Here is a 15,459-nt window from a genome sequence, read left to right on the forward strand (position 1 = left end):
CAAGTCACGCAACCAGAAAAGGTCTGACGATGATCACGCACCCCGAGACTGAGACCGAGACGCGGCGCAAGCGTTACGCCATGCATCGCCTGAGCCTGGCGATGAAGCGTCTGATTCAGATCGATGCCGATGCCAGTCAAGAGCGCATCATGGCGACGCGCTGGGTGGTTGCGTGGGGTGCCGCCGTGGGCGAGCGGCGTTTTGCGGGACTGCCGCATGGCGGCGGCGGTCACGCGGCCGCGGCGCGAGCACAGTCCCACGGTGTTACCGGCTGGGCGCAATAACACGGTAGCGCGGGCTGCAGCGTTCTTGTGCCGGGTTTTCAGAGGTATGTCCCGGGTGTGCCGGTCGTCGCGGAATCACAGGCCCTGCGCCATCGTCGCCAGCCCGGCAATAATGCCGGCCACTCCGATGATGCGCGCCACCTGCACGTGACACGGCGCGATGCGCTCGGCGGCGATGACCGCCGTGATCGCTGCCATCGCGCGCGGATCCATTACGCCCACCACGAGCAGCACCGCCATCCAGTTGCCGCAGCAGAGGCCGCACTGCACGCCGAGGCGCAGTCCATGGCGCAATGCCGCACTCGCGCTGGCGGGCGCGTGCGATCGCATCGGCGCATCGCCGCATCGGCGCATTGTGCGGCAGCAGGCAAGCTGCTGCGCTTTCCATGACGTGAACTGAAACAGGCTGGCGAGCACGAGGAGCGCGCCCGCACTGGCCGGCGCAGCGCGAGCGAGCGCGGGCACGCGTATCGCGCCGGCTGCCAGTGCGCTGCCCAGCGGAAATACCGCGCAGCCGGCCAGCATCCAGAACATGAAGTAGCCCGCGCCGATCAATATCATTAGCAATCCGGATTGAGTGGGAGGCAGGCGGCTCCACGTTCCGCGCTCGCGCAACACCATCGGCACGAGCACGGGCAGCATCATCGCGGGCATCATCACTGCCCACATGGAGGCAAACGAGGCGGCGGCCTGCCACCACGTTTGCCCGCACATCGGCGTCCAGATCGCCGAAAGCATCCAGCGGCCCGCCATCGGCGTGCCGCTCATCGCCGCCATGTAGGCGTAGCGCCGCACCGTTGCGGCCGCGCTCGCCGCGAACAGCAGCGCCGCCGCGCCGATCAGGATGCTGTTCGACGCGGTGCGCCGGGACATGCCGGGCATGCGCGTCATGTCGACGATGCTCATGGCCAACTCCGGGGTTTCAGAGGCGGCCGTACTCGTCGTGCCGCTTCCACCAGATGCCCGCTTCGTTGCGTCCGGCGGGCGCGCGGTCGAGCCACTGGTACATGCTCCACAAGCCGTCGAGGCCGCGCGCGTAGGTCGAATACGTGTGGTAGACCACGCCGTCATCCAGCACGAATGCGCTCATGCCGGGGCGGTCGCGCGCATAGGTGGCGGCGTCGGTGCCGCAGCTCGCCGCGAATTGCGCGACCGGCGCGGGCGGCGGCTCCGTGTCCATCGCGTGGCTGCCGCGCACGTAGTTGTATTCGACGCTGCCTTCGCGCTGCTGCTCGGCCGTGAACGAGACGTTGAAGTCGAAGTTGAAATCGTTGCCGCGCGACGACGCCCACGCGAACGCCCACCCCATGCGCTGCCGGTAGGCCAGCAGCTTCGCGAGCGGCGCGCGCGAGACCGCCATCAGCGTCACGTCGTGATTCGCGAGATGGGTGACGCTGCCGGCGAAGCCATCGGCGAGCGCCGAGCATGACGGGCAGCCCGCCGCGTAGTCGGGGCCGAACATGAAGTGATAGACGAGCAGTTGCGAGCGTCCTGCGAAGAGGTCGGGCAGCGTGGCCTGGCCTTGTTCGGTCTCGAACGTATAGGTCTTGTCCACGCGCACCCATGGCAGCGCCCGGCGTTGCTGCGCGAGCGCATCGCTGCGCCGGGTGAGTTCCTTTTCGGCTGCGAGCAGTTCGAGCCTTGCCGCGAGCCATTGCTCGCGTGTTCCAGTCGTGTGCGTTGCCATGGTTGCCTCCTGTGTGGGTCTGCTGGGGTGAGTCCCAGTGCGTCAAAACCGCCTGAATGCCGTGGTAGATTAGGTCCGGCCTTGGTACGGGAGGGAGTGACAAGTGTGTCGGGATTCCGATGAGCATGGACTCGCTGATCACGGCGGCGGCGCACGCGCTCGCCGCTGGTGACCCGCTCGGCGCGCTGAATCGCGTCGCGTTGCGCGACGACCCGCCCGCGCTTGCGCTGCGCGGCATCGCCATGGCGCAGCTCGGCGATCTGGAGCGTGCGAAAGCGCTGCTGCGCCGCGCGGCGCGCGCGTTCGGCGCGAGGGAGGCCGTGGCTCGCGCGCGCTGCGTCGTCGCGCAAGCGGAAATCGCGCTGGCTTCGCGCGATCTCGGCTGGCCCGTGGCCACGCTCGATGCGGCGCGCCGCACGCTCGAAGCGCACGGCGACCGCGTGAACGCCGCCCATGCGCGTTATCTGGAGATTCGCCGGCTGCTGCTGATCGGCCGGCTCGACGGCGCACAGGGGCTGCTCGCTGAAATCGATCCCGCGCCCTTGCCGCCCGCGTTGCGCGCGGCGCACGCGCTGATTGCGGCAGGCATCGCGATGCGGCGCATCCAGACCCAGGCGGCGCGCAAGGCGTTGGCCGACGCCGCGCAGGCAGCGCGTCTTGCGCGCATCGCGCCGCTGCTCGCCGAGGTCGAGAACGCGGCGCAACTGCTCGAAGCGCCCGCCGCGCGTCTCGTTACGCACGGCGAGGCGCGTGCGCTACTGCTCGAAGAAGTCGAAGCGTTGCTGGCGTCGCCGGCGCTGGTGGTCGACGCGTGCCGTTACGTCGTGCGTCAGGGCGCGGCGCTGGTGCCGCTCGCGCGGCGGCCCGTGCTGTTCGTGCTGGCCCGCGCGCTGGCCGAAGCGTGGCCCGGCGACGTGCCGCGCGACGCGCTCATCGCGCGTGCTTTTCGCATGAAGCACGCCGACGAAACGCACCGTGCGCGTCTGCGCGTCGAGATTGGGCGGCTGCGCGGCTTGCTCAAAGGCGTGGCCGGCATCGACGCCACCCAGCAGGGTTTCGCGCTCGCGCCCCAGCATGCGCGCGAGGTGGTCGTGCTGGCGCGGCCCGTCGAGGAGCAGCACGCGGCGGTGCTGGCCTTGCTCGCGGACGGCGAGTCGTGGTCGAGCTCGGCGCTCGCGCTTGCGCTGGGCGCGAGTCAGCGCACCGTGCAGCGCGCGCTCGACGCGCTGGCGGCGGGGCGCAAGGTGCAGGCGTTCGGCCAGGGGCGCGCGCGCCGCTGGATCGTGCCGCCCGCGCCCGGATTCGCGACCAGCTTGTTACTCCCCGCGCCGCTGCCCGGCGATTAGGATGAAGGCGTGAACGAACAGGAGAAAACGATGAAGCACGCCAATGCCACCATCATTCGCGAGTACGGCCCTTTTGCTGGCGTCGATAATGTGCATGGACTCACCTACGACGGCAAGCAGGTCTGGTTCGCCTCGGGCGAACGCATCACGGCGCTCGATCCGCACAGCGGCGAGACGCTGCGCTCGCTCGACGTGGCTGCGCACGCGGGCACGGCCTTCGACGGCCAGCATCTGTATCAGATCGCCGAGGCGCGGATCCAGAAGATCGATCCGCAGACGGGCCGCGTGCTCGCGACATTGCCCGCGCCGGGCAAGGGCGGCGATTCGGGGCTCGCATGGGCCGACGGCACGCTCTGGGTGGGCGAATACCGCGAGCGCAAGATCCACCAGATCGACCCGCAAACCGGCGAGATCCTGCGGACGATCGAAGCGAACCGCTTCGTCACCGGCGTGACCTGGGTGGACGGCGAACTCTGGCATGCCACCTGGGAGGGCGAAGAGAGCGAACTGCGGCACATCGACCCGAACACGGGCAAGGTGCTCGAGCGGCTCGACATGCCGCCGGGGGTAGGGGTTTCCGGGCTGGAGTCGGACGGCGGCGAGCAGTTCTTCTGTGGCGGCGGCAACAGCGGCAAAATCCGCGCGGTGCGCCGGCCCGGGCGCGATGCAGCCCATCAGGGGGACGATGAAGCGGCCGGCTGAGCGGCGTTTCCATCGGCGGCTATGGCCCGCGAGATTCGGCGAGCCGAGTGTCCGGCTGGCCGCGCGAATTGCGTTCATTTCCGCTTCGCGCAGGCGCTGTCGAAGTTTTGAGGCCGGCGCAGGGGGCTTATGCGACGGCGCGCATTTCGTCCGTCTCGGCGAACACCGTCTGTCCGCTGCCACGGGATTTCGCGCGATACATGGCGCCGTCGGCGGCTCGCATCAACGCGCGAGCGGTGAGCGGCGCGAGTGGTGACGCACCGGCCTCTTGTGCCAGCATGCACACGCCAATGCTGCCGGAAACGGCCACAGGATGTCCGGCGACGGTGCGCATGGCGCCCAGGATCGCGTGGATGCGCGTGGCAATGCTCAATGCGTTGGCCTTGCTGGGGATCTGGTGGGCCAGCACCACGAATTCGTCGCCGCCGAGGCGGGCGAGCGTGTCGCCGCGGCGCACGCAACTCGCCAACGCGGCAGCAAAGCGGCGCAGCAGCTCGTCGCCAACCGCATGGCCGTGCGCGTCGTTGACCTCCTTGAAACCGTCGAGGTCGATGAGCAGCAGCGCGGCCTGGCTTGCTTCGGGGCTGCGCAGGGCGAGGGTCCGGCCAATCGCGTGCTCGAGCTGAACGCGATTGCTCAGCCCCGTGAGCGGGTCGGTCGCGGCCTGCTTTTCAAGCCGGCGCACCAGCACCGCCAGATAGATCGAGGTGGCGGCCAGGCTGAGCGCGACGCCGAGGCCGGCCGTGAAATTCGCGTGCCACCACGGCTGCCAATGCATCAAGCCCGCGATACCGGTCAGCGCCACCGCGCACGAGAGCCCGAGCATGCGCTGGCCGTAGCGGCAGCCCGCGCCGACCAGAAACCAGAACACGACCCAGAGCAGCGGCAGCGTGGCCTGGCCGCCCACCGCGAGCAGCGCGATCAGGAGCGACTGATCGGCGAACGTGGTGAGGGTCAATCTCCGGCGCGAGCGGCCGGGCGCGACCGTCGCGGCAATGTATGTGACGCCGCCGTAGGCCACGTAAAGTGCGACCAGCGCCGTGGTTTCATAGATGTTTTTGGTTCGATAAACCGAGGCGGCGGCCAGATAGGCTAAAAAAACCAGGCCGCCCAGCGACACGCGCAGCACGGCCTGCTCTTTTTCAGGGTTCTTCTGGAATGCGCCCAGAAAACCCTGCCCGGGCCAAAAATGAGAATAGGCCTCGCTCATGCCAACTACCCCCGATCGAATTCTGGTTTTATCGTCCGGCAGTTTAACTCGCACACAGGGGTTGTTGGCGCAGCAACCGATTTTGTCTGGTGCGGTTGCGAGTGCCGTAAAAAATACCGCAGGAGCCGCGTGATCGATCAGGCGTGCCGGGGTGTATGTCCACCACTGCCCGGCGACCGGGCATCGTCGTATTCACGCGAAATGTCCTTGTTGGTGTAATCGCCCATGCGCCACGCGGCCAGCAGGCTCACCACGCCGCACACGAAAATATAAGCGGCGATTGCATAGCCCGTGCGGTAATACGCGAACAGCGCGGTGGCAATCAGCGGCGCGGGGCCGCCTGCAATCACGGAAGCCAATTGATAACCGAGCGACGCGCCGCTGTAACGCAGCCGCCCCGTGAACGACTCCGCGATCAACGCCGCTTGTGGCCCGTAAAGCATCGAATGAGGCACCAGCGAAAGCACAATGGCCGCGAAAATCAGCGCTGGATTACGGGTGTCGATCATCGCGAAGAAAACAAAGCCGAACAGGCCGGCGCAAGCAGCGCCAATCATGTACATCCGCTTGCGTCCGATCAGATCGGACACGTGGCCAAAGAATGGGATGGTGAAAAATTCCACCACCGCGGCGGCCAGCACGGCCGTGAGCATGAGGTCGCGCGAGGCGCCGAGCGTTCTCACGCCATAGGCGAAGACGAACGCCGTGAAAATATAGAACGGCGCCTGCTCGGCCATGCGCGCGAATGCCGAGAGCAGGATGTCTTTCGGCTGGCGGCGGATCACCTCCGTCATCGGCGTCTTCTCGATCTTGCGTTCGGCGAGAAGCTTCGCGAAGATCGGCGTTTCAAGAATGCTCAGACGGATATACAGGCCGATGGCGACCAGCACGATGCTCAGGAAGAACGGCACGCGCCATCCCCACGTGAGAAAGCTGCTGCCGGAGATCTGGCTCATCGCCAGCACCACCAGATTGGCGATGAAGAGCCCCGCCGGCACGCCGAACTGCGGCCAGGACGCAACGAAGCCGCGGTGCGCATTGGTGCGCGCCCACTCCATCGACATCAGCACCGAGCCGCCCCATTCGCCGCCCACGCCCACGCCTTGAATGAAGCGCAACACGGTGAGGATCACGGCGCCCCAGATGCCGATCGACGCATAGGTGGGAACGAAGCCCACGGCGAAGGTGGCGAGCCCCATCAGCAGCAACGTGACGATGAGCGTGGCCTTGCGCCCGACCCGATCGCCGTAGTGGCCGAATATGGCCGCGCCCACTGGCCGCGCGACGAAGCCCACGGCGTAGATCAGAAACGCCTGCAGCGTGCCGACCAGCGGATCCGACTCGGGAAAATAGAGCTTCGCGAAAACGAGGCCTGTGACAATGCTGTAAAGGAAGAAGTCGTACCATTCGATCGTCGTGCCGATCGTGCTGGCGATCACGGCCCGGCGCAATTGACGATGGGCTTCCTGATCGGTCAGGAGCAGCGCTCCTGGTTTTTCGTCACTCATTTCGTACCCCCAAGGAATAAGGGTGATGGGGTCTGGTGACTCATGGCGCGCGCGACGGCCTTATCGGCACCCATGTACGCGACGCGTGACAGGCTACGTGCGCCGGGTCGCCAGGGTAGTACCGTAATGATATATCACGTTGTGATGCATTGCGGATTCGATTGAATGGCGCAAGAGCCGATCCCGGGTCGCGGGATTCAGGCCGTATTCAGGGTAAATCCTCACGCGGCCGAATCACCTCTCATCTCCCACCTTGAACACCGCCACCAGCCTGTCGAGCTCCGCCGCCTGCTGCTTCAAGCTCTCCGCCGCCGCCGCGCTTTCCTCCACCAGCGCCGCGTTCTGCTGCGTCACCTGATCGAGCAACTGCATCGCGTCGCCGATCTGCCCGATGCCCGCGCTCTGCTCGAGGCTGGCCGAGGTGATCTCGCTCATCATGGTGCTCACGCTCTGCACCTGCGAGACCACGTCGTCCATGACCTTGCCGGCGTTGGCAACGAGGCGCGAACCGGTGTCCACGGTCCCGGCGCTATGTTCGATCAGCGCCTTGATTTCCTTGGCGGCCTGCGCGCTGCGCTGCGCGAGGTTGCGCACCTCGGAAGCCACCACGGCGAAGCCGCGGCCTTGCTCGCCGGCGCGCGCCGCTTCCACCGCTGCGTTGAGCGCGAGAATATTGGTTTGGAATGCGATGCTGTCGATCACCACGATGATCTCGGAGATCTTGCGCGAAGCATCGCTGATCTGCTCCATCGTGCTCACCACCTGGCCGACCACCTCGCCACCTTCGGCGGCGGCCGAGGAAGCGCGGCTCGCCATTTGCGCGGCGGTGTGCGCGGTGTCCGAATTGTTCTTCACGGCGGCGGTGATCTGCTCCATCGACGCCGCGGTGCGTTCGAGATTGCTGGCCTGTTCCTCGGTACGCTGGCTCAGGTCCGCGTTGCCCGTTGCGATCTGCGTGGAGCCGATCGCGATCGAAGTCGACGAGGCCCGCACGCGGCGCACGAGGGTGTTCATCGACGCGACGAAGCGGTTGAACGCATCGGCGAGCTGGCCGATCTCGTCGCTGCTTTCGACCTTCATATGGCGGGTGAGGTCGCCCTGGCCGCTGGCGATTTCCGCGAGCAGCGTGGCCGCGCGGCGCACCGGCGCGGCGATGGCGCGGCCCACCAGCAGGATCACCGCGAGCGCGCCGGCCAGACCCACGACGGCGGCGATGACGGTCGCCATGCGGATCGCGCGCTCGAACGGCCCTAGCAATTCCGCTTGCGGCACTTCGACCACCACGTAGGCATTGAGCTGCGGCACGAACGAGGTGGCGATGTAGCGCGTGCCGCCCGGCGCCGGGTAGGTCATGAAGGTGTAGCGCTTGCCGGCCAGCAGCGTGGAGCCCGCATTCGCGGGCATGCCGGGCAGGTCCTTGAGGAAGTGCTTGCCGTCGACCAGCGCGGTGTCGCGATGGATCATGATCGAGCCGTCCGGATGCACGAGATACGCAAATCCCGTCTCGCCGAGCTTGTAGTTCGCGACGCCCGCGGCCAGCGCATCAACGGAGAGCCCCATGGCGGCGACGCCGGTCGGGCCGCCGGAACCATTGAGGCTTTCCACGCGCGCATTAATGAACATCATGTAGCCGCCCAGGCTCACGTCGCGATCCATGCTCACCTCGTAGGGCTTGCCCGTGGCGAGGAAGCTCTGGAGCCACTGATCGTGCTCGCCGAGCTTGCGTTGCAGGCCGGCTTCGGTGAAATAGTTGCCGCTCTTCGTGGACGCCCATTGCACGCTCACGGCCTTCTGTTCGGTTTTCACGTTCTGCGCGAGACGCATCCATGTGGCGGTGGCGGCCTCGGGTTCGCCATCGGCTTCCCATTGCTGAAGAAACGGATCGGTTGCCATCGCCCGCGCGGCGGTGATCGGCCCAGCAAGCTGGCGCTCGATGTCGGCGCGAATGCCCTTCACGGCCGTCGGCAGTTCGTCTTGCACGACGCGCTCGCGCACGGTGTCGCCAATCAACCAGACGCTCAGCCCGCTTGAAATGCCGATGAAAATCAGCAAGCAGGTAGTCATGCTCAGAACCAGCTTGTTCTGAATGGAAAGCTTTCGCCAAATGGACATTAGGGGCTCTCGACAACGTTAAACGTGGTTTCGTAAAACGTTATCGGTTGCCGATTCGAGAACTTAAGTAGCGAACAGATATAGGCAGTATGCGGCGCACGCATCCTGCATGAGCGCGCATTCGATCCTGTCGCGCCCCGCACGCTTCACTTATTCGGTGGTTACGGTCAGGCATTGCTAACTTTTCGTTGATAATCGACGGAGCGTGGAAAGTACACGGCGTGAGCGGTCGGCGGGCATACTGCGACCTCCGACCGGACAAATCATTGATATCCGAACGAGCATGAGCGAAACGCAAGCCATCACCCAGCACCAGCAGGACCCGCAGGACCATTGGATCGAGACCCAAAAGGGCCGGCTGTTCGCACGCAGCTGGGGGACAGATGCTCCGCACACCTCGGCGAGCGAAGCGGCGGCGCGCCGCGCGCCGATTGTGCTGCTGCACGACTCGCTGGGCTGCGTCGCGTTGTGGGGCACATTTCCGCAGACGCTTGCGCGCGCAACCAACCGGCGTGTGATTGCGTACGACCGCGCTGGCTTTGGCGCTTCCGGCGCGCGCACGGACCGGCTAACCGCGTCGTTCGTGCGCGACGAGGCTCGGCATGATGTGCCGGCGCTGTGCGATCAGCTGGGGATCGATCGCTTCGTTGCATTTGGCCACAGCGTGGGCGGCGGCATGGCGATCGAATGCGCCGCGCAGCACCCGCAGCGTTGCGTGGCGCTCGTGACCGAGGCGGCGCAGACCTTCGCGGAAGATCGCACGCTGGCGGGCATCCGCGCGGCGCGCGAGCAGTTTCGAGATCCCGCGCAGTTCGCCCGGCTCGCGCGCTACCACGGCGAGAAGACGCAATGGGTGCTCGACGCGTGGATCGAAACGTGGCTCTCGCCCGAATTCGCCGACTGGTCGCTCGACACAGTGTTGCCGCGCGTGGAGTGCGCCACCCTCGCGATTCACGGCAGCCTGGACGAGTACGGCACGCGCGTGCACCCCGAGACCATCGCGGCGCGCGTGAGCGGCCCGGCCCGCGCGACGATCATGGAAGGCGTGCGCCACGTGCCGCACCGCGAGCAGGAAGCGCGGGTGGCGGCGATAGTGGGCGAATTTCTGCAAGGCGTCGAGGGCTGACCCGAGCGCACGAGAGGCCTCCGGAACGTGATTCGCGCCACCGGAATTATTTCGGAAATTTTTGGATTGGGGACTTCAAAAATCGGCAATGAGCCGATACAATCCCGTTCCTCTTGCTCAGGTGGCGAAATTGGTAGACGCACTATCTTGAGGGGGTAGCGCCGAAAGGCATGCGGGTTCGAGTCCCGCTCTGAGCACCAGAAGTTGTTCCGGCGAAAGCCGAAGTATTCCGACAAACCCCGCAAGATCAAGCTCTTGCGGGGTTTTTCTTTTCTCGGCGGTCCGGTTTGGTCCTTGGACAGCCGGTGGTATCGGGTGGTATTTTGGGTGGTATCTGGCTCGCTGCAGCCCTTCTCCGATAGGAGATACCACCATGCCGCTCACCGACACCCAGGTCAGGAACGCGCGTTACAACCCGGACGGAACCGGCAACCGCCTGTCAGACGGCGGCCGCATGTATCTTCAGCTCGACAAGTCCGGGGCGAAGTGCTGGCGGATGAATTACCGCTTCGCCGGGAAGGACAAAACGCTAGCGCGCGGCGTCTACCCGGACGTATCGCTGGCGGCGGCTCGGAAGAAGCGGGAGGAGGCTCGTGAGAAGTTGGCTGCCCTAGCAACGTCAAGCGCCTAGAGAAACGCGCCGCCAGGCTCGCGGCGGCCAACTCCTTCGAAGCAGTCGCGCGCGGCTGGATGCACGAACGCAAGAGCACGCTCGAGCCCGCGCAACACGAAAAGACGCTCTCCCGCATGGAAAACGACGTGTTCCCGTGGCTTGGCAAGCGTCCGATCACCGAAATCGACGCCCCCGAGATTCTGGCCGTCCTCAAGCGTATCGACGGTCGCGGCGCCCGCTTCACCGCCCACCGCGTGCGAAGTGAAATAAGCCGGGTATTCCGGTACGGGATCAAAAAAGGACACTGCAAAGCCGACCCCGCGCGGGACCTGGTGGGTGCCATTCCTCCTGCGCAAACGACCCACTTCGCGTCGATCACGGAGCCGACAAAAGTCGGCGAAATGCTGCGTGCATTCGACGGATTCACCCGCACCTTCCCCGTCCTCTGCGTGCTCAGGCTCTCGCCCCTTCTTTTCGTCCGGCCTGGAGAGCTTCGGCAGGCCGAATGGTCCCAATTCGATTTGGACAAGGGCGAATGGCGCTACCTCGTCACCAAGACCGAAACCGAGCATCTGGTACCGCTCTCCACGCAATCGATCGCCATTCTGCGCGACCTGCACGCACTCACCGGTGCCGGCCGCTATGTGTTTTCTGGCGCGCGCGATCGCAACCGACCGATGAGCGAGGCCGCGATCAATGCCGCGCTGCGCCGGTTCGGCTACGACACGCGCACGGAGATCACCGGACACGGTTTTCGTGCGATGGCGCGCACGATTCTGCACGAGGAACTCGAGCAGAAGCCGGAGGTGATCGAGCATCAGCTCGCGCACACGGTACCGGACAACCTCGGAACGGCTTACAACCGCACGAAGTTCATCAAGGAACGCCGGGCAATGATGCAGAAATGGGCCGATTACCTGGATCGGCTCCGATTGGGCGCAGAGGTGATTCGTATCGAGACTGGGAGAACTGCGACTTAACGGCGGCCACCACCGCTTTCGCGTTCAGAGATTTTCCGTATCGGGTGTGATCTCAAAACCACCGAATGCGTCATGAATGACCTTCGATCCGGATTTATTGTTGCCGGGCCCCGTCTTTGTCCGCGATGGTGTACTGCCCTGCTGATCGGACGGCCGCAGGGCCGGGTAAGTGCCGGACGGGTCCGCTGTCCCATGCGAATGGGGTGAGCCAGCCGCTCGACGAGTGTTTGTTCGTCGTTTCGTCGCATCCTGGAGCGCGTATCGGAGTGCGCAGGCCGTTACGTCGATGCGGGCCTGCTTCGCCTGATCGATAGTTGTTCGAACGAATATCCCTTCGCGCGAGCCGCATTGATATGGGCTCGGACCTTTGGCATTGCATCGCGTACCGTGACGCGCCGTTCCGATGGTGGCTTTTCCGGTAGTGCGTCGAGTCGCCGGGCAAACTCGTCCCATTGTGCTTTCGTGTAGGTCTTCGGTGCGGGTATGGCGACCGTCCATTTGCATTGGGTGATTGGAGCGCTTGAAGCCATCGTGTATCCCATCGGACAGGGCGTCAATGCCGCAGTCACGCGGAAAGCAGACGTTTGCGGAACACCTCGGATACACGCGGAACGCGTTGGAACGACATATTTTTTTGTTTCGTGGTGAGAGCACAACGCCAATCGTCGGCCCGTGTCATTCCTCAAACATACGCGTGAGATTTGAAAAGACAGTTCTGCAAACGAGCAATGGATGGCGCATGAGGCATATCGCGCGACGCTCGGTGCAGCTGTAATCGGCGGGACGATCGCCGCGGACGTTCCGCGGACGCGTTTCAAAAGCTCTCCTGAGAGCCAGAACACCGCGCGAAGTTGCCGAAGTGGATATTCCGCGGCCGCCAACGCGAGGGTCTCGGACCGCGATGGAAGTGTCACTGAAGACGAGTTGCGGAGCAGACCGGCACCCTGCAGCAGCTTGCCGGTCCGACTACAGCGCGTTTATAGGCTGTTAATCCCCGGTGGTTCTAACTGCGCAGCTTGCTACACCGCGATGCAGCAAGGCTGCCCCGGACCGGACAACCAACATGCCAAGGCGCTGTTCCAGCCTGGCGTGGCATCGTGTGAAGACCCCGCCGATATGCCAGCTAAGCTGGACGTCGTAGATACAAACGATGTTTTCGAGAATGGGCCCAGCGCTCTCACTGAGTATCCACGGCCCGCCGCTTGCTTGAACAGCCGCTATGGCTTCTATCTCGCGCTCATTGCCGGGCGCACCCAACGAGGTGTGGTCAATCGATTTCGTGATGGATGCGCTTTCCAACGGCCGGCGCGTGAAGTGCCTGACCGTCGTCGACGACTTCACGAAAGAGGCTATCGACATTGTCGTCGACCATGGCATCTCAGGTTTGTATGTCGCTCGGGCATTGGACCGTGCAGCTCGCTTCCGTGGCTATCCCAAGGCGGTGCGAACAGACCAGGGCCCCGAATTTACGAGCCGCGCGCTTGACCAGTGGGCGTATGCGAACGGCGTCACACTGAAGTTGATTCAGGCGGGCAAGCCAACGCAGAATGCGTACATCGAATCGTTCAACGGCAAGTTCCGCGACGAATGCCTTAACGAGCACTGGTTCACGACGCTCGCGCACGCTCGGGCTGTCATCGCGGCATGGCGTCAGGACTACAACGAGCAAAGGCCGCACAGCGCACTGAACTACCTTGCGCCGTCAGAGTTTGCGGCGAAACACCGGGCAACCGCGGATGCTCCTGCCGCTTTCCAGGAGTTGGTTTAAAGGGACTTTGCTAGAAGCTCATTGGCCTTATTGAAGGGGGCAGGTCAATGTTTCGGAGGACCCGTACAGTCGAGCCAAGAAGCTGAGTTCGAGTACAAAGACGGCGTTTGGAAGCGATCGCGGGACTGGAACGACTGATCGGAATACCACTATGAGCGATATCAACGAACATCAATGCGCCGTTCGCTTCCGGTTGGAAGCAGGCGATGAAGACCTGATTGTCCACGGACACAGCAATGGATCATGGAACGTCTCCAAAGGGAATGGCAGGCTGCTCGCCGCAGCCGGATCGGAGAACGCCGAGCCGCCAACGATCGTTAAGATCGGTCAGTCCGATAGTGTCGGACAGGTTGCGCCGGATGTGATCGAGTGGGGCGACCACGCGTTACAAAACGGTTCAAAAGAAGCCGTGGTAGTGGCATAGGAAAACGGGGTGTCGTGGACGACCCGATACTACGCCGACAGTTTGCGTGTCCCGGCCGCGCCGTGCCGCGACATTCCTCCTGTAATGTCAAATGGAGCGAGACTACATCGCCGGGCGGTACGCGGCATGTCTGGCAGCGTCGGAGGACAACGAACGCCTGGACGGGAGCGCTGGTTCGGTGCGAAAGCGAATGGGTCATATCGACCCGAAGCGGTCTTTCCACCTGCGGGCGCCATGAATACGCGCACCTTCATCTTCCGTACACCATACTATCAGTTTCTCTAATGATGCCGCAGGCCTGATTTGATTTCTTGAATGTGTCACTACACTCGTCTCCAGCGATACGCCATTTTGGATGGCTATCCGGCGTTTCACTCTTCTAATCTGGAGACCTATTGTGAGAGACAACCACGCTCATATGAGCGGCTACGTGCACCGATTTTTAGCCAGTATTGCGCTTTTCCTGGTGTCAGTGGCCCCGGCCATGGCGCAATCCACATCCACCGGAGAACTGCCCCACGTCGCAGTGCTGGCAACCGGCGGCACGATCGCCGGTACCGCAGGGAGTGAGACGCAAACGACGGGCTACAAGCCAGGCGTATTAACGGCTGACGCGCTTCTCAAATCAGTGCCGTCATTAGGCAAGATTGCACAGGTGTCCGGTGAACAGATTTCGAACGTCGGAAGCGAGAACATCACTAACGATATCCTCCTGAAACTGGCCAGGCGTGTGAATCAGCTTCTGGTTCAACCGGATATCGCGGGTGTCGTGGTTACTCACGGCACCGATACCCTCGAGGAAACCGCATATTTCCTTGATCTTGTCGTCAAGAGCGACAAGCCTGTGGTAGTCACGGGTTCGATGCGACCGTCAACGGCGATCAGTGCTGATGGCCCGAGCAACCTCCTGCAGGCAGTCACCGTTGCCGCGTCGCCGGAGGCACGTGGCCGTGGCGTGATGATCGTGCTGAACGACCGGATCGGTTCGGCGCGCTACACCACGAAGACAAACGGCACCACGCTGGATACGTTCAAGGGAAACGACGCTGGTTACCTGGGCACGCTGGTAGACGAGGTTCCTCACTTCGAGACGGCCGTGTTGAAGCGCCACACCACATCGACGCCATTTGACGTGTCGAAGCTAGATTCGCTGCCGGAAGTCGATATTGTCTACGGCCACCAGAACGACGGCGGCTTCATGTACGACGCCGCAGTTTCGCACGGCGCAAAGGGCATAGTCGTTGCGGGAGTTGGCGCAGGCAGCGAATCGCTTCTTACCCTTCCCTCGATCAAGAAGGCGATTGCCAAGGGGTTGATTGTGGTCCGCTCCTCCCGTACAGGGGGCGGATTCATACCCGAAGATCCAGCCTACGTGGGTCTTCTCGGTGACGACCTGAACCCCCAAAAGGCACGCATTCTCCTGATGCTCGCGCTTACGGTAACCAAAGATCCGTCACGTATCCAGGCAATGCTTCACGAGTTTTGAATTGTTATCGCCGGTTGAGGTGCAGCGGGACGACGATTCGTATGGGCGCGACGGTGCTGTGAAAGCGCCGTCGCGCCGCGTGTCGTTCCGGGAGACGCCAGAGCCGTCCCCAGTTCGAGCCCCCAACACGCCTGGCGCCCGTTGCAGTGCTCGACTTCAACCACTGCGTCACATACTATTAGATGCATTGATACTGCCGCCTGACATGCTGTT

General features: G+C 63.9%; 11 protein-coding genes, 1 tRNA gene and 2 pseudogenes. 9 read left to right on the top strand and 5 right to left on the bottom strand.

The genetic code is table 11. The features are described 5' to 3' along the window. Positions 1-29 precede the first annotated feature (29 nt). Positions 30-284, top strand: coding sequence for a hypothetical protein (locus P5W99_RS29020; RefSeq protein ID WP_421027296.1), 255 nt, complete (start codon positions 30-32; stop codon positions 282-284). 75 nt (positions 285-359) lie between these two features. Here the strand turns inward: P5W99_RS29020 and P5W99_RS29025 are convergent, their stop codons facing one another. Both P5W99_RS29025 and P5W99_RS29030 read right to left on the bottom strand, forming a co-directional pair. Further along, positions 360-1,190: a DUF2182 domain-containing protein gene (locus P5W99_RS29025; protein ID WP_421027297.1), complete on the bottom strand. Its 831-nt coding sequence runs from the start codon at positions 1,188-1,190 to the stop codon at positions 360-362. Between the two features lie 16 nt (positions 1,191-1,206). Then, on the bottom strand, positions 1,207-1,971 hold the full coding sequence (locus P5W99_RS29030) for a DUF899 domain-containing protein (protein ID WP_421027298.1): 765 nt from the start codon (positions 1,969-1,971) through the stop codon (positions 1,207-1,209). A 125-nt stretch (positions 1,972-2,096) separates the two neighbouring features. On the opposite strand from P5W99_RS29030, the gene P5W99_RS29035 reads away from it, so the two are divergent. Both P5W99_RS29035 and P5W99_RS29040 read left to right on the top strand, forming a co-directional pair. Next, a complete protein-coding gene (locus P5W99_RS29035; RefSeq protein ID WP_421027299.1) occupies positions 2,097-3,317 on the top strand; it encodes a helix-turn-helix domain-containing protein in 1,221 nt (406 codons plus the stop codon). A 30-nt stretch (positions 3,318-3,347) separates the two neighbouring features. Beyond that, complete coding sequence (locus tag P5W99_RS29040; RefSeq protein ID WP_421027300.1) at positions 3,348-4,019, top strand: Vgb family protein; 672 nt, start codon at positions 3,348-3,350, stop codon at positions 4,017-4,019. A gap of 127 nt (positions 4,020-4,146) precedes the next feature. Here P5W99_RS29040 and P5W99_RS29045 read toward each other — a convergent pair whose 3' ends face one another. The 3 genes from P5W99_RS29045 to P5W99_RS29055 form a co-directional block, all read right to left on the bottom strand. Then, complete coding sequence (locus P5W99_RS29045) at positions 4,147-5,229, bottom strand: diguanylate cyclase domain-containing protein (protein ID WP_421027301.1); 1,083 nt, start codon at positions 5,227-5,229, stop codon at positions 4,147-4,149. A gap of 137 nt (positions 5,230-5,366) precedes the next feature. After that, positions 5,367-6,737 (bottom strand): MFS transporter, encoded by a 1,371-nt coding sequence (locus tag P5W99_RS29050; RefSeq protein WP_421027302.1) that lies wholly within the window; start codon positions 6,735-6,737, stop codon positions 5,367-5,369. A gap of 234 nt (positions 6,738-6,971) precedes the next feature. Further along, the gene (locus P5W99_RS29055; protein WP_421027303.1) at positions 6,972-8,849 is read right to left on the bottom strand and encodes a methyl-accepting chemotaxis protein; all 1,878 of its coding nucleotides are present in this window, start codon (positions 8,847-8,849) and stop codon (positions 6,972-6,974) included. A gap of 283 nt (positions 8,850-9,132) precedes the next feature. On the opposite strand from P5W99_RS29055, the gene P5W99_RS29060 reads away from it, so the two are divergent. The 6 genes and pseudogenes from P5W99_RS29060 (at position 9,133) to P5W99_RS29085 (ending at position 15,246) form a co-directional block, all read left to right on the top strand. Next, the gene (locus P5W99_RS29060) at positions 9,133-9,975 is read left to right on the top strand and encodes an alpha/beta fold hydrolase (RefSeq protein ID WP_421027304.1); all 843 of its coding nucleotides are present in this window, start codon (positions 9,133-9,135) and stop codon (positions 9,973-9,975) included. A gap of 115 nt (positions 9,976-10,090) precedes the next feature. Further along, positions 10,091-10,175: transfer RNA gene (locus P5W99_RS29065), tRNA-Leu, on the top strand. Between the two features lie 173 nt (positions 10,176-10,348). Continuing rightward, a pseudogene (locus P5W99_RS29070) lies at positions 10,349-11,568 on the top strand (tyrosine-type recombinase/integrase). Positions 11,569-12,808: 1,240 nt separating this feature from the next. Then, positions 12,809-13,336: pseudogene (locus P5W99_RS29075) on the top strand (IS3-like element ISBam2 family transposase); the annotation flags it as partial. A 151-nt stretch (positions 13,337-13,487) separates the two neighbouring features. Further along, positions 13,488-13,760: a hypothetical protein gene (locus P5W99_RS29080; protein WP_421027305.1), complete on the top strand. Its 273-nt coding sequence runs from the start codon at positions 13,488-13,490 to the stop codon at positions 13,758-13,760. 418 nt (positions 13,761-14,178) lie between these two features. Beyond that, complete coding sequence (locus P5W99_RS29085) at positions 14,179-15,246, top strand: type II asparaginase (protein ID WP_421027306.1); 1,068 nt, start codon at positions 14,179-14,181, stop codon at positions 15,244-15,246. Positions 15,247-15,459: the final 213 nt, after the last annotated feature.

Origin of the sequence: Paraburkholderia sp. A3BS-1L (assembly GCF_051125215.1) — a bacterium.
Classification (GTDB): domain Bacteria; phylum Pseudomonadota; class Gammaproteobacteria; order Burkholderiales; family Burkholderiaceae; genus Paraburkholderia.

Excerpts from the sequence above, each read along its gene's own strand:
- P5W99_RS29020 (WP_421027296.1), top strand. The coding sequence starts at position 30 with ATGATCACGCACCCCGAGACTGAGACCGAGACGCGGCGCAAGCGTTAC.
- P5W99_RS29025 (WP_421027297.1), bottom strand. The coding sequence starts at position 1,190 with ATGAGCATCGTCGACATGACGCGCATGCCCGGCATGTCCCGGCGCACC.
- P5W99_RS29030 (WP_421027298.1), bottom strand. The coding sequence starts at position 1,971 with ATGGCAACGCACACGACTGGAACACGCGAGCAATGGCTCGCGGCAAGG.
- P5W99_RS29035 (WP_421027299.1), top strand. The coding sequence starts at position 2,097 with ATGGACTCGCTGATCACGGCGGCGGCGCACGCGCTCGCCGCTGGTGAC.
- P5W99_RS29040 (WP_421027300.1), top strand. The coding sequence starts at position 3,348 with ATGAAGCACGCCAATGCCACCATCATTCGCGAGTACGGCCCTTTTGCT.
- P5W99_RS29045 (WP_421027301.1), bottom strand. The coding sequence starts at position 5,229 with ATGAGCGAGGCCTATTCTCATTTTTGGCCCGGGCAGGGTTTTCTGGGC.
- P5W99_RS29050 (WP_421027302.1), bottom strand. The coding sequence starts at position 6,737 with ATGAGTGACGAAAAACCAGGAGCGCTGCTCCTGACCGATCAGGAAGCC.
- P5W99_RS29055 (WP_421027303.1), bottom strand. The coding sequence starts at position 8,849 with ATGTCCATTTGGCGAAAGCTTTCCATTCAGAACAAGCTGGTTCTGAGC.
- P5W99_RS29060 (WP_421027304.1), top strand. The coding sequence starts at position 9,133 with ATGAGCGAAACGCAAGCCATCACCCAGCACCAGCAGGACCCGCAGGAC.
- P5W99_RS29080 (WP_421027305.1), top strand. The coding sequence starts at position 13,488 with ATGAGCGATATCAACGAACATCAATGCGCCGTTCGCTTCCGGTTGGAA.
- P5W99_RS29085 (WP_421027306.1), top strand. The coding sequence starts at position 14,179 with ATGAGCGGCTACGTGCACCGATTTTTAGCCAGTATTGCGCTTTTCCTG.